Origin of the sequence: Polaribacter staleyi (assembly GCF_038024045.1) — a bacterium.
GTDB lineage: Bacteria > Bacteroidota > Bacteroidia > Flavobacteriales > Flavobacteriaceae > Polaribacter > Polaribacter butkevichii.
In genome coordinates this window covers 1,006,523-1,020,963 of sequence record NZ_CP150665.1, presented here as the reverse complement: position 1 = coordinate 1,020,963, position 14,441 = coordinate 1,006,523, and the positions used below count along the sequence as shown (strand labels likewise).

The 14,441-nt window shown below is 29.4% G+C and carries 12 protein-coding genes; 9 read left to right on the top strand and 3 right to left on the bottom strand.

The genetic code is table 11. From position 1 onward, the window contains the following. Nucleotides 1-114 precede the first annotated feature (114 nt). From hemL to WHD07_RS04300, 7 genes are all read left to right on the top strand, one after another. Nucleotides 115-1,410 carry a glutamate-1-semialdehyde 2,1-aminomutase gene (gene hemL / locus WHD07_RS04330; protein ID WP_343330209.1) on the top strand — a complete coding sequence of 432 codons (1,296 nt, stop codon included), beginning with the start codon at nucleotides 115-117 and terminating at the stop codon, nucleotides 1,408-1,410. Nucleotides 1,411-1,512: 102 nt separating this feature from the next. Next, nucleotides 1,513-1,890, top strand: a complete 378-nt coding sequence (locus tag WHD07_RS04325; RefSeq protein ID WP_343330208.1) for a GxxExxY protein — start codon at nucleotides 1,513-1,515, stop codon at nucleotides 1,888-1,890. 104 nt (nucleotides 1,891-1,994) lie between these two features. After that, nucleotides 1,995-3,023 carry a uroporphyrinogen decarboxylase gene (hemE, locus tag WHD07_RS04320; RefSeq protein ID WP_343330207.1) on the top strand — a complete coding sequence of 343 codons (1,029 nt, stop codon included), beginning with the start codon at nucleotides 1,995-1,997 and terminating at the stop codon, nucleotides 3,021-3,023. A gap of 2 nt (nucleotides 3,024-3,025) precedes the next feature. After that, a complete protein-coding gene (locus WHD07_RS04315; protein ID WP_343330206.1) occupies nucleotides 3,026-3,370 on the top strand; it encodes a 5-carboxymethyl-2-hydroxymuconate Delta-isomerase in 345 nt (114 codons plus the stop codon). Nucleotides 3,371-3,493: 123 nt separating this feature from the next. Further along, complete coding sequence (locus tag WHD07_RS04310) at nucleotides 3,494-4,249, top strand: EI24 domain-containing protein (protein ID WP_343330205.1); 756 nt, start codon at nucleotides 3,494-3,496, stop codon at nucleotides 4,247-4,249. After that, nucleotides 4,230-5,135: an oxygen-dependent coproporphyrinogen oxidase gene (gene hemF, locus WHD07_RS04305; RefSeq protein WP_343330204.1), complete on the top strand. Its 906-nt coding sequence runs from the start codon at nucleotides 4,230-4,232 to the stop codon at nucleotides 5,133-5,135. The genes WHD07_RS04310 and hemF overlap by 20 nt, the downstream gene beginning before the upstream one ends. 164 nt (nucleotides 5,136-5,299) lie before the next feature. After that, nucleotides 5,300-6,934: a tetratricopeptide repeat protein gene (locus WHD07_RS04300; protein WP_343330203.1), complete on the top strand. Its 1,635-nt coding sequence runs from the start codon at nucleotides 5,300-5,302 to the stop codon at nucleotides 6,932-6,934. Between the two features lie 372 nt (nucleotides 6,935-7,306). Here the strand turns inward: WHD07_RS04300 and WHD07_RS04295 are convergent, their stop codons facing one another. Then, nucleotides 7,307-9,940: a DEAD/DEAH box helicase family protein gene (locus tag WHD07_RS04295; protein WP_343330202.1), complete on the bottom strand. Its 2,634-nt coding sequence runs from the start codon at nucleotides 9,938-9,940 to the stop codon at nucleotides 7,307-7,309. Between the two features lie 285 nt (nucleotides 9,941-10,225). Between WHD07_RS04295 and WHD07_RS04290 the strand changes: the two genes are divergently transcribed. Together WHD07_RS04290 and WHD07_RS04285 are read left to right on the top strand one after the other, a co-directional pair. Next, complete coding sequence (locus WHD07_RS04290) at nucleotides 10,226-11,548, top strand: dihydrolipoamide acetyltransferase family protein (RefSeq protein WP_343330201.1); 1,323 nt, start codon at nucleotides 10,226-10,228, stop codon at nucleotides 11,546-11,548. Nucleotides 11,549-11,658: 110 nt separating this feature from the next. Further along, on the top strand, nucleotides 11,659-12,393 hold the full coding sequence (locus tag WHD07_RS04285; protein WP_343330200.1) for a DUF6263 family protein: 735 nt from the start codon (nucleotides 11,659-11,661) through the stop codon (nucleotides 12,391-12,393). Between the two features lie 75 nt (nucleotides 12,394-12,468). Here the strand turns inward: WHD07_RS04285 and ypfJ are convergent, their stop codons facing one another. After that, on the bottom strand, nucleotides 12,469-13,359 hold the full coding sequence (gene ypfJ / locus WHD07_RS04280) for a KPN_02809 family neutral zinc metallopeptidase (protein WP_343330199.1): 891 nt from the start codon (nucleotides 13,357-13,359) through the stop codon (nucleotides 12,469-12,471). A 74-nt stretch (nucleotides 13,360-13,433) separates the two neighbouring features. Further along, nucleotides 13,434-14,441, bottom strand: coding sequence for a transglutaminase domain-containing protein (locus WHD07_RS04275; RefSeq protein ID WP_343330198.1), 1,008 nt, complete (start codon nucleotides 14,439-14,441; stop codon nucleotides 13,434-13,436).

Sequence of the window (14,441 nt, the reverse complement as noted above, 5' to 3'; positions counted from 1 at the left end):
TGTGAAGAATGAACAAATTTGTATCGAGATGATATATTAAGAAGTTCTCGATACATTTTTATTTCGCAAAAGCTACATAAAAACACTCGAACTGACATTGTAAATAAAACAATTATGGAATTCAAAAAATCAGAAAAATTATATAAAAAAGGATTGGTGAACCTTGTTGGAGGTGTAAATTCTCCTGTAAGAGCATTTTCATCAGTGGGTGGTAATCCGTTGTTTATCAAAAAAGCAAAAGGAACTAAAATTACAGATGTTGATGGTAATAAATATGTAGATTTAGTGCTTTCTTACGGACCAATGATTTTAGGTCATCGCCATAAAAAAGTGCAAAAAGCTGTTGAAAAAGCATTGAAAAATGGATATTCTTTTGGAGCATCTACAGAAAACGAAATTAAATTAGCAAAAATAGTTTGCGATGCTTTTCCAGGAATGGACAAAGTACGTTTTGTAAATTCTGGTACAGAAGCTGTTTTAAGTGGAATCCGTTTAGCAAGAGCCTTTACCGGAAAGGATAAAATTATAAAATTTGCAGGTTGTTATCATGGTCATCAAGATGCTTTATTAGTAGCAGCTGGTTCTGGTTTAGCAACATTAAGTTTACCTGGTTCTAAAGGAGTGCCAGAAGGAGCTGTAAAAAATACATTAATTTCTAATTATAATGATTTAGAAAGTGTAAAAAAACATTTCGAAAACGACGATAATATTGCAGGTGTAATTATTGAACCAATTGCAGGTAATATGGGCGTTGTAGTTCCTGAAAATAATTTCTTAGCAGAATTAAAGGCGTATTTAGAAACAAAAGGAGCGTTGTTAATTGTTGATGAAGTAATGACCGGTTTCCGTTCTAAATTTGGTGGAGCACAAGAGTTATTAGGCGTAGAAGCAGATATTACGTGTTTAGGTAAAGTTATTGGAGGAGGTTTCCCAGTGGGGGCATACGGAGCAAGAGAAGAAATTATGCAAGAAGTTGCACCTTTAGGCGGAATGTATCAAGCAGGAACGTTAAGTGGAAATCCAATTGCAATGGCAGGAGGAATTGCTACTTTAACGGAATTGAAAAAACAAAATCCGTATAAAAAGTTCGAAGAAACAGGGGCTATTTTAGAAGTAATTTTATTAGAAACTGCTAAGAAATACAATGTAGCTTTAACGGTAAATAGATTTGGTTCTATGTTAAATCCTTTCTTTGTAAATAGTGAAGTAACTAATTTTGTGGAGGCACAATTGTCTGATACAAAAAAGTTTGCTGTTTTCTTTTGGGAAATGATCAAAAACGGAGTTTTCTTACCGCCAAGTCAGTTTGAAGCATGGTTTTTATCATCTGCTTTATCAGACAAGGATATAAAGAAAATAGCAGAAGCAATTGATAAGGGTATGTTAGCTGTTTCTAAAATGAAAGCTTAACCGCAAAGAGACAAATGAAAGCGCAAAGGTCGCAAAGAAATATTTATAAAACCTTTGCGACCTTTGCGAAAAACTCAGCGCCTCTGCGTTTAAACAAAAAAAATGACTGAGAACGAAATCTCTAAAATTATTGTAGACTGCGCTTTAAAAGTTCATAGAGCTTTAGGTCCAGGTCTTTTAGAAAGTTCTTATGAAGAATGTTTGTTTTATGAGTTAGGTAAGAGGAATCTAAAAGTAGAAAAACAAAAAGCATTGCCTTTAGTTTATGAAGAAGTAAAACTCAATGTAGGTTATAGAATAGATTTAATAGTTGAAGATAAAGTAATTGTTGAGTTAAAATCAGTAGAAAGTATAAATGACGTTCATTTAGCTCAAGTTTTAACTTATCTAAAGCTATCAGAATGTAAATTAGGTTTGTTAATTAATTTTAACGTTGCTTTAATAAAATACGGTATTAAAAGAGTAGTAAATAATTTGTAAAATTAACCGCGAAAATGCAAAGGTAAGCGCAATGTGCGTTAAGAAGTATTTATAAAACCTTTGCGAACTCTGCGAAAAAACATAGCGCCTTTGCGTTTAAAATCATGATAAAAAACGATTTATTTTTAAGAGCCTTAAAAGGAGAAACTGTAGACCGTCCACCAGTTTGGATGATGCGTCAAGCAGGAAGATATTTACCAGAATTTCAAGAAATCAAAAAAAAGTACGATTTCTTTACACGTTGTCAAACTCCAGAATTAGCATCAGAAATTACAGTACAACCAATTCGTAGATTTGGTATGGATGCTGCCATTCTGTTTTCAGATATTTTGGTCATTCCACAAGCAATGAATATTGAAGTGGAAATGAAACCCAATTTTGGACCTTATTTACCAAATCCTATTCGTACTCAAAAAGATTTAGATAGCGTAATTATTCCTGATGTTCACCAAACTTTAGGTTACGTAATGGAAGCAATTAAAGCGACTAAAGAAAAATTGAATGATGAGGTGCCGTTAATTGGTTTTGCAGGTTCACCTTGGACAATTTTATGTTATTGTGTACAAGGGCAAGGTTCTAAAAACTTTGACAAAGCAAAAGAATTATGTTTTACAAACCCTGTAGTTGCACATAGTTTATTGCAAAAAATTACAGATACAACCATTGCGTATTTAAAAGCTAAAGTTGCAGCAGGTGTAGATGCTGTTCAAGTTTTTGATTCTTGGGGAGGAATGTTATCTCCAGTAGATTATCAAGAATTTTCTTGGCAATATATGCAACAAATTATCGATGCTTTAAAAGACGAAACTCCTGTTATTGCATTTGGTAAAGGATGTTGGTTTGCTTTAGACGAAATGTCTAAATCTGGCGCTTCTGCATTAGGTGTAGATTGGACGTGTTCTGCAAGAAACGCCCGTTATTTATCTGGCGGAAAAATTACCTTACAAGGTAATTTCGATCCAACAAGATTGTTCTCTCCACCAGGGGTAATCAAAAAAATGGTACACCAAATGATTAATGAATTTGGTAAAGACAGATTAGTTGTAAATCTAGGCCATGGTATTTTACCAAACATTCCGTTAGAAAACGCAAAAGCATTTATCGATGCTGTAAAAGAATATAAAGCAAATTAAGAATGCCGCATTTTATTTTAGATTGTTCAGAAAACATTTTAGAATTACGAGAACCAAGAAAAATTTTAGAAGCCGTTTTTGAAACGGCTTTTTCTACGGGTTTATTTGAAAGAGATGATATTAAAGTACGCTTAAATCCGTTTAAACATTCTTTGGTACAAAGTGAATCGGCAGATTTTATTCATGTTTTTGGAAATATAATGGAAGGAAGAACAGAAGAACAAAAATCAGATCTTTCTTATGCAATTGTAGCTACTTTAACTACCTTGTTTCCAAAAGTACCCGTTATTTCTATGAATGTTGGAGACTTTGAAAGTGCTTCGTATTGTAATAAAACAATGATTTAAGTAACAATTTTGGGCGTTACTTTATACTGAGAAAAATCAGCATAAAGTCGCGCTTTCCATTATATCTTTTTGCATAAAAAGCAAAAAGGATGTCATTTCAATCGCTAACGCAAACCAACGCTAATGATTAAAAATATACTTTCAGGAATACAAGCTTATGTAGGTTCTTTTGGTTTAATTTCTAAATTAAAACTTTGGAAATATTTTATTGTTCCAATTGTAATTAGCCTTGTAACCGCAACAATTATTGGTTTTACTGCTTATGGATTATCAGATAATATAGGTGATTTTTTAGCCAAAATATGGATTTGGGATTGGGGTAAAGAAACAGTAACAACCATTGCTTCTTTTATAGGTGCTGTTTTTGTTTTAGTTATTGGTTTTCTATTATATAAACATATTGTAATGGCGCTATCCGCACCATTTATGAGCCCTGTTTCAGAAAAAATAGAAACTCATCTTAATGGAAGTTTTAAGCATAACCATAGAAAAACTACCTTCCAGGAGCAATTAATTAGAGGTGTTAGAATCAGTTTAAGAAACTTATCAAAAGAAATATTATTTACAATACCATTGTTATTGCTAAGTTTTATACCTATTATTGGGTTAGTTTTTACTGTCGTTTTATTTTTGGTACAAGCTTATTATGCTGGTTTTGGTAATATGGATTATACTTTAGAGAGACATTTAAACTATAAAGAAAGCATCAATTTTGTAGGTAAAAATAAAGGCGTTTCTATAGGAAATGGCATTATTTTTATGCTGTGTTTATTAATTCCTGTTTTAGGGTTTATTATTGTTTTACCATTATCGGTAACCGCAGCATCTGTAAAAACAGTAGCCTTATTAAATAAAGAAAATGAAAGAGCAATTTTATAAATACATAGAAAATCTTCAAAATACAATTACTTCTAAATTAGAAGAAGTAGATGGAGTTGCAAAATTTCAAGAAGATATTTGGGAAAGAAAAGAAGGCGGAGGAGGCAGAACTCGTGTAATTGAAAATGGAGGCGTTTTTGAAAAAGGTGGTGTAAATATTTCTAAAGTTTTTGGCGAATTACCAGAAGCATTAAGAAAGCAGTTTAAGGTTAAAGAAGGTAATTTCTTTGCTTGTGGTTTAAGTTTAGTATTGCATCCAATAAATCCTTTTATACCAACGGTACATGCAAATTGGCGTTATTTTGAGATGTATGACAATGATGGTAATATTGTAACACAATGGTTTGGTGGCGGACAAGATTTAACTCCGTATTATTTATTTGATGAAGATGCAACTCATTTTCATCAAACATGTAAAACAGCTTGTGATAAGCATCATTCAGAATTTTATCCGAAGTTTAAAAAAGTTTGTGACGAGTATTTTTGGAATGCACACAGAAATGAAGCACGTGGAATTGGTGGTTTGTTTTTCGATTATTTAAAAGAAACAGGAGTATTTTCTATAGAAGATAGATTTAACTTTGTAACCGAAGTTGGTAATAGTTTCTTAGAAAGTTATGTGCCAATTGTAGAAAAAAGAAAAGAAATAGCATTTACCAGAGCGCAAAAAGATTGGCAAGAAATAAGAAGAGGTCGTTATGTAGAATTTAATTTAGTGCATGATAGAGGCACTCTTTTTGGTTTAAAAACCAACGGAAGAATAGAAAGTATCTTAATGAGTTTGCCGCCAATTGTGCAATGGAAATACAATCATCAACCAGAAGAAAATACAGAAGAAGCTAGATTGCTAGCTATCTTAGAAAAACCTAAAGATTGGGTTTTATAGAAATTTTAAGGGTAAAACGAATTGTTTTGCCTTTTTTATTTTAAAGAAACATTAGTTCTAACAAATATTTGTTAAAATAATTTATTATATTTTGTTTTCGTTTTTATAAAATATAGATAATTTATACTGTTTTTATAAATCTTAAAATATTAATGATCTAAAAAATGTATTACAAGTTTATAGTTCTCTTTTTGTTTCTTTCTGTTTTAAAAACCAATTCCCAGAATTTAGATTCTATTTTTCTTTCAAAAAAAGAAATTTTTAAATCAATAAAAGCGGATGAAAATAAAGATCAGTTTTTATTTGAATGTGGAGAATTCTTTTATTCAAAAGATATTCCTAAATCTGAATATTTTTTTAACGAAGCCTTGCAATTATCAAAGGGTAAGAATAATACTATGGAGGGCAAAGCTTTGCTTAAATTAGGGTTTATTGAGAAAAATAAAGGGAATTTAAGTACCTCTCTTAGGTACTTTAATAAAGCAAAAGATATCTTTAAAAAGACAAATGATTCTGTACGTTTTGCTTCTATCCATTTTGATATAGGTTATGTATATCGCTATAAAGATCAAAAAGAGAAAGAGCTTGAGTTTTATAATAGAGGGTTAGAACTCAGTAAGGGGAGTGAAGAAGAATTAATGGGAAAAGGTTATTTACATTTAGGGAATTACTACACCAGGCTTAAAAAGTTGGATTCATCTATTTACTACTATAATAAAGCACTTGAGGTTTTTAAAAAAAATAATAAAGACGATCGAATTTATAATGTTTACAATAATGTATCAAATACATATTACAAACAAGGTAAATATAAAAAAGTAATAGATATTAGAAGTTTGGTTTTAGAGTATGCTAAAAAAGAAAATAATAAACTACTTATAACAGTCAATTATCATAACATAGCAGCTGCTCATAGCAAGTTGAGAGAATATACAACAGCTTTAAAGTACCTAGATTCTGCTATTATAGTAGCTAAAGAAAACAATTTTAAACTACGATTATCAAAATCATATAGTTCACTAGCAAAATTGAATTATGTACTTAAAGATTATAAGAATTCTTATATATATTTAGAAAAACATAAAATCTATTCAGATTCTATTTTTCAATCTCAATTATCAAATACAATTGAAGAGGCTGAACTGCAAAACAAGCTTAAATTAGAAAAGAAAAATTTACAAATAATAAACCAAAAGCAAGCTTTTGATAAGAGGTTATACTTGATTGTAATTGCTTCTTTTTTATTATTAAGTATTCCTATTGTTATTTTAGTTTATAGAAATTCAGTTAATAAAAACAAAATAATAGAAGGGAACTTAGAAAAAGAAAAAATAAAAAAAGAAGTTTTATTGCAAAAGTTTAAAAGATCTGAAATAGAAGTAAAAAATTTAGTAGCAGATAACTCAATGCGATTAGAGTTTTTAAAACAACTTTTAACGCAACTTAAACAGCAAAGAAAATCATATAATTCTGTTGAAGTAAAAAACTATATTAAAGATTTATCTTTTAAAATTCAACAACAAATTACAACGGAAAGTAAACTAACATTACTAAAGAAAAAAATAGATTCTGTTAATGATGGTTTTGATAATATGTTACTTACGGTTTATTCAGAGTTGACTAAAACCGAAAGAGAGGTTTGTGCTTTACTAAGGTTAAATCTATCGGTTAAGGAAATTGCATCAATTAGGAACTCAAGCTCAGATGCTATAAAAGTTACCCGTTATCGGATAAGAAAGAAAATGAATATACCTAAAAATCAAAAATTAGAAGTGTTTATTCAAAATTTAGGGGTATAGTTAGCGGTTTGTCTTTTTTTTGTTTAATGCCAGAATTTTGGTTTTTTATTTTTAATTAATTAATTGCTAGTGTTTTATGTTTTTAATGTTACTTGTTGTTACTTTTATTTATATGATTGTTACTTTTTATTACTTGATTTTTAATAAATATAATAGCTTAAATATTTATATTTGAGTAAGTTTTTTAAATGAAAATTAATCCCCCAAATTTATTTATCCCCCAAAACGATATTCCCCCATTAAAAACAAAAAGTAGCTTGTAATAAGCTGCTTTTTTTTGTTTATGGAGCTCTTTTTTATTCATTTTGATAATCGTTTATTGTGAGTTTTAAAAGAAAGCATAGACAATTACAAAATAGTATAACTACTTTATTATTTCCAAATGACATTTTTTTTGGTTATTTGTTTATCTCGATTATAAATATGAGAAAGTCTTGCTTTTATTAATAGGCGTCTCCCTATTTTATTTCTAGTGTAAATTAATTTTGATTTTCCTAAATGATACAACCAGTTTTTCTGAAATAATAAAGCTGTTTTTTTATTGGTAGAAAAAATTTCTGGCATTGCAAAAAAGTTAGAAATGTTTAATTTTTTTCGATACCAATTTGTTTTTACAATTACATATTTAGAGTTTTCAATAGGTTTTAATAACTCTTCTAAAGCAGTTGTAAACAATTGGCTTTCTAGTTTATTAGCACCCTCTATATTGCAAGAAATATTTCCGTTGCTTAATTTTTCTGTAGAAATATGTATTTTATTTTTATCTGTTGTTATTAATTTTAGAGTAACTAAAGAGTCTAAAATAATTAACCCCATTTTGTTTATTTTCTTATAAATAAAACCATAACGAATATATAATTGAACGATTTTAACTAGTTTATATCCAAATGTAAGTGCAAACGCACTTAATAAAGAATAGAAGAAAACTAACATACCCTTATTTAAGATTATGTTTAAGTTCTTTAGAAGAAAATTAGGTAAAAAATAAGAAATACCAATAATTATTTCTACCGATAAATTTTTTACCAAGTCTTTGTAAAAAACTTTTTTCTTAGTAATGGGGTGTTCTTTTTCTTGATTTAAAAAAAGAACTTCTTGCGTCATGTTTTTACCAATAGAAACTGCTTTTTTCCAATTATCTTTTATTTGATTCCTGTTTTTTGATCTTTCAAAATTCTGTTGATTGTACGTTTTGATGCTATCAGAATTTAATTGAGTAGGAATTTGTAAACGGTCTACTCCGTTGGTAATAATTATTTTTTCGGAATACGTAATTCCTAGAAATGCGGTAAATCTTCTCGATAAAATTTCTAAGTCTTTTCCGCCACGTTTATCAGATAAATCTACACAAGCCAAATGCCAAATAACCCCCACTTTATTTGGGTTATTTTGTTGAGTTCTAATTGCTCTACCGCGCATTTGATTAGAAGTAACAAAAGATCCCACAACAGAAGCTAAAATTAATGAATTAATGGAGGGAGCATCCCAACCTTCTCCTAATAACGATTTTGTACCAATTAAAATTTTGATATCTCCAGATTCAAATAGCTCTGTAATGCTATTTACATTCTTATTTTTAGAACCATTGGTGTTGATAATTAAAAACTCTTTATCTGAAGATAATGGAGTTGCGGTATACGTATTTAAAGGTTCTTTTTCTTGTAATTTAGAAAAAATACTTTGATGTATAATAACTAAAGAGCCAGTTAAAACTGCAATGGTGTTTTTACAGCGAACACTTTTTCTTAATTTGTGAAATATAGGAAGAATTCCTAATTTATTTATTGTTTCAATTTCGGAGTCGTTTGTGTTTAAATATTCTTTTCTAATATAATCAGATAAAATTACACAACGCAAACTGTCTTTTAAATCTTCTTGTTCGTGTTGTACAATTTTGCAGATACTATTTAGCTTGCTTGGGCTAGAGGTTAAAGACTTATAAAGTGTTTTGTTTCCTTTAAGGTTAACTTTAAGCTGTCTGTAAGCAGAAATTTTTCTTAATTTTTTCTCTAATTCTAGTAGGTAGTTTTCCTTTTTAATAAGGTTTTTTCTGTCTGTAACTACTAAATTTTGTAATAAAATTTCTATCCAATTATTATTAAGTTTAGGAAACTCAATGGTTTCATTCTTTTCAAAACCTAAAACGCTTAGTTTTTCTTGTGTAATATAAGTTGAAGTTTGATTGAGAAATATTAATAGAGATGAAAAGAATTCTATGTTTTGATAAATTTCATCAATATATTTTTCTGTTTCTGTATAATAACGATGTTGTTTTAGAAAATTGATAAAATCGGTATCTATTAATAATTCATCAACAAAATTGGCTATTTTAAAACGATAATCAACAATAAAATTTATTTCATGATCTAAAGGTTCAGACAAATAAACAAGGTCTTGGTGCGGACAAAGGTTTTTTTCTTTCACCAAATCTGGTACAACAATTTCGTCATCTACCTCTCCGCATAAACTAAAATACTTTTTAATTTCAGCATTTGTGCTGTCGTAAGGAGGTGTTGCTGTTAAAGAAATTACAGTTTTATTATATTGTTTTTTTAGCTGGTATAAACAATTCCACCATTCTTTTTTTAGGTGATGTGCCTCATCCAAAACTAAAACTTCAATATTATGATCTTCAAAAAATTGAAAATAATCAGCTTCGTCCTTAAAAGATTTATATAAAGAATGTAAAGATTGATAGGTAGAGAAAGTAAGTGTGTTTGGGTTTTTTATATCAAAAGAAAAATCAGTAAAAGAAGTGTTTTTTGTAAAAAAAGTTTGTAACCTATTTTCCCATTGATTTCTTACAGTTAAAGTAGGTGTTAAAATAAGTGTTTTTTTTTGAACTCTTCTAATTAATTCGAGACCTAAAATAGTTTTTCCAGAACCTGGCGGAGCAATAATATGAAAATGATTATCGTCTATAAACTTATCAAAGTTTTTTAGAACTTTTGCTTGATAAGGTCGCCAAGAGAATATAAAATTTAAATTTCTTAGTGTATTGTTCAATTTTTTTTAATCTAAAATCAAATATAAATAAAATTTAAAGGTATCTCCTTAAAGAGGTTACATATTTTAGTTTAAAAAAAAGAATTACTTCTGATATAGTTTGTTTTGTGTAAATGATATTGAAATTGGTTTTTTATTGTGTTTTATTTATTAAAATAGTGTTTTTAAATAATAATATTATGAATAATATAAAATGAATTTATTCTTTAATATTATTTTAAGAGTTAAAAAAGTTAAAAAATCAACGAATTTTCGTACTTTTGCATTCTGTAAAAACAGATAATAATGGCAAGATTTGAATTGAAATTACCTAAAATGGGAGAAAGTGTTGCAGAAGCAACGATAACTTCTTGGTTAAAAGAAGTTGGAGATACCATTGAATTAGATGAGGTTGTGGTGGAAATAGCTACAGATAAAGTAGACTCTGAAATACCTTCTGAAGTAGAAGGTACTTTAATAGAAGTTTTATTTGAGAAAGATGATGTTGTTGCTGTAGGTGAAACAATTGCAATTATAGAGGTTGATGGTGAAGAATCTGATGATAATAAAGTGGTAGCTGATGATGATGTAAAAAAATCAGAAGTAGAAGAACTTGAAAAAACAATAGAAAAAGTTGTTGAAAGTGTTTCAGTACCAATTACTAAAACTTCAGACTCGGGTAAGTTTTATTCGCCTTTAGTTAGAAATATTGCACAGACAGAAAACGTTTCTATGCAAGAGTTAGAAGCAATTGCAGGTTCTGGAAAAGACGGTAGAGTAACTAAAGAAGATATTCTTTCTTATATTGAAAGTAGAGGTACAGCAAATAAAGAAACACCTATTGTAGCTTCTGTAAAAAAAGAAACTGTAAAGCAAGTAGAAAAATCAGTAGCTAAAGCTGCACCAATTTCTGTGAATGGAGGAGACGAAATTATAGAAATGAGCAGAATGGGTAAATTGATTGCTAAACATATGGTAGATTCTGTACAGACTTCTGCGCATGTACAATCATTTATAGAAATAGATGTAACAAATATTGTAAAATGGCGTAATAAAGTAAAAGATGCTTTCTTTAGAAGAGAAGGAGAGAAGCTTACATTTACACCAATATTTATGCAAGCCATTGCTAGTACCATTAGAAAATATCCATTAATTAATATTGCTGTTGATGGAGATACAATCATTAAAAAGAAAAATATTAATTTAGGAATGGCAGCTGCATTACCAGATGGCAACTTAATTGTACCTGTAATTAAAAATGCAGATCAATTAAATTTGGTAGGTATTACAAAATCTGTAAATGATTTAGCTTCTAGAGCCAGAAATAATGCTCTAAAACCCGATGAAATTCAGGGAGGTACTTATACTGTTACAAATGTAGGTGGCTTTGGTTCTATTATGGGAACGCCAATTATAAACCAACCACAAGTAGCTATTTTAGCTTTAGGAGCTATCAGAAAAGTACCTGCAGTTATAGAAACACCAGATGGAGATTTTATAGGTATTAGACAAAAAATGTTTGTGTCTCATTCTTACGATCACAGAGTTGTAAATGGCGCTTTAGGTGGTATGTTTATTAAAACGTTAAAAGATATTTTAGAAGCTTGGGATGTAAATCAAGATTTCTAGTTTTAAAAATATAATTATACTAAAAACGTTCACATTTTGTGAGCGTTTTTTTGTTACAAAAGATTATATTCGTTAACTATAAATAATAACAAATTTAAAAGTAAAAAAAAATGAAAAAATTGTTAATCTTATTTCTAGTAGTTACAGCAAACTTAAGTTTTGCGCAAGACGCTGTATTGCTTAGATTAAATTATGAAAAAGGAGCTACTTATGATGTTGCTATGAATATCTCTCAAGAAATGGGTGCGGTGATGTCTATGGGGATGGTTATGAATATGGACATTAAAGTTATCGATGTAAAAGATGATACTTACGATAGTGAAATGAAATTTACTAAAATGACCATGGACATGTTACAAGGTGGCCAAGTAATGAGCTTCGATTCTTCTAAAAGTGATGAAGAATTAGATGAGACAGGTAAAATGATGAAAGCACAAATGGGGCCAATGTTAGGTGCTGTAATTTCTGCTAAAGGAAATAATTTAGGTCAAATTTTAGAGGTAAAAGTAGCACCAAGTGTACCTGGTGTAGAAGATATGGCCAAACAATCTAGTAATGTTGTTTACCCAAAAGAAGCAATAAGCGTAGGTAGTACTTGGACAATGACTAAGGAAGAAAAGGGAATGAAAATGGATTTCTTATATACAGTTAAGTCTATTGATAGTGATAAAATTGTATTAGATATTACAGGGGATGTTTCTGGAATGGCTACAGGAAAAATTTCTGGAAACATGAATATTGATAAAGCATCTGGTATTCCAAAAAACTCTTTAATAGACATGAATATGTCTGTAAGCGGACAAGAATTAAAGTCTAAGATTACAATGACAATGGTTAAAAAATAATCATTTAGTTTTAATGAATAAAAAGCTTCAGAGAAATCTGAAGCTTTTTTTGTTTTATATAAATTTAGGCTGTTTTTACAAAGATCTTGCGTTAAAAGTATCTCCTTGATTTACATCACCAGTATCAAAACCTTTTTTAAACCAACGCATTCTTTGTGCGGAGGTTCCGTGGGTAAAAGAATCTGGTACAACTCGTCCTGTAGCATTTTTTTGCAAACGGTCATCTCCAATGGCATTTGCAGCGTTTAAAGCTTCTTCTAAATCGCCGTTTTCCATCATTTTACTAATTCTTTGAGAATGGTTTGCCCAAACACCTGCATAAAAATCTGCTTGTAATTCTAACATTACAGAGTACTTGTTGTATTCTGTAGTACTTACTTTACCACGCATGGCTTGTACTTTTCTGTTCATTCCTGTAATATTCTGAATATGATGCCCAACTTCATGTGCAATTACGTAAGCTTGTGCAAAATCTCCTGGGGCATTTAGTTTTTTCTCCATTTCTTCAAAAAAACTTAAATCTATGTATAGTTTTTCATCACCAGGACAGTAAAAAGGCCCTGTTGCACTCGATGCGTTTCCACAGGCAGAACTTACAGAACCAGAAAAAAGAACTAAAGTAGGTTCTCTATAATTAGGAATTATTTGATTCCAGACATCTTCTGTATTCGCTAAAATAGTAGCACTAAAGTCTGCCAATTCATTTTCTTTTGCAGTTCCTTTATAAGTAGCAGAAGACTGTATTTGGTTGTTGGTATTGCCTGTTATAAAGTTTAAAGGATTGTTACCTGTAAAATACATAACTGCTAATACGATACCCACAATAATTAGCCCCTTTTTAGAAGTGACCAATTTTAGTAAAAGACCTATTAACATAGGATTTAAACCTCCACCAGAACTTCCTCCGGAAGATGCGCCTCTTCGATCTTCTACATTAGCACTTTTTCTATTTCCTTTCCACTTCATATAATTATCTTTAAAAAGATAAATTTACTGTTTATTTTTTAGTTGATATAATTCCGTCTTAAAGAAATAGGTATTTAGCTGTTTACATTAAAGGTATAAGTAGTTATTACTTTATTTTTATATAGAAAATGAACATCATAAAATCCTTTTATCTTAAATTGATGTTTGATAAAAAGGAGATTCTTTTTTCTAAATATAGAGGTTGGTTTTATTTTAGGTATCCTTTTATCAATTTGTATCTCAATTTTAGTTAAATCGATATTTTCTTTAATCCGAAGATGAAAGGTGATTTCTTTATGTTTAGAAACTTTGTTTCTCATCTTTTTTGGAAAAACGGGGGTTATTTGATGTTTAAAAGTTGCACCGTAAATTAACGGTGCTTGTACAAATTTTTCAGTTGATATTACTTCGTTTTGTAGAAGACTCCATTTTTTATCTAAAGGAAAATGAGTTTTAATAAATAATTGAGGTTCTGTTAAAAAATAACCATCATTATAATCAAAAATAAAGGTATTTGTACTTAGATCAGTATAACCAGCAGACCAAGTAGCATCTACTAAATACCATTTGTCGTTTAGTTTTACAGCATTCCAAGAATGATTTGGAATTGATAATTTACCAATATTTGCTGTTGCGCTTCTTCCATAACCATCAATAATTTTAGATTCTATATTAGCTAGCGTACATAATTCTCTAATTAAATAAGCATAACCTGTGCAAACCGTTTTTTTATTTTTTAATAGTTTTTTAAAGAGCACTTTGTTAAAAGAATTGTTCCATTGAGTAAGTTTTGTTCTATCATTTTTAAATCTTTTCCTTTTTCTTGTGTTTTTAGAAACAGCAGCATGGTCACCTTTAATGTTTTTAGACACCCAACTATAAATGGCTCTAAATTTTTCTACATCAGTATCTAAATTAGAAGTTAAAAGAAAAGAAAGTATGGGTAAACTATGTATGCTTTTAGCTTTATAACTATGCGCAATACTGTCAGCCTTTGTAAAGTTGATGTATTTAAAATCTTCCTTTTGGGCATTAGAATAACATGCAATCATCAGAAAAAGAAAAAAAATAATTTTTTTCAT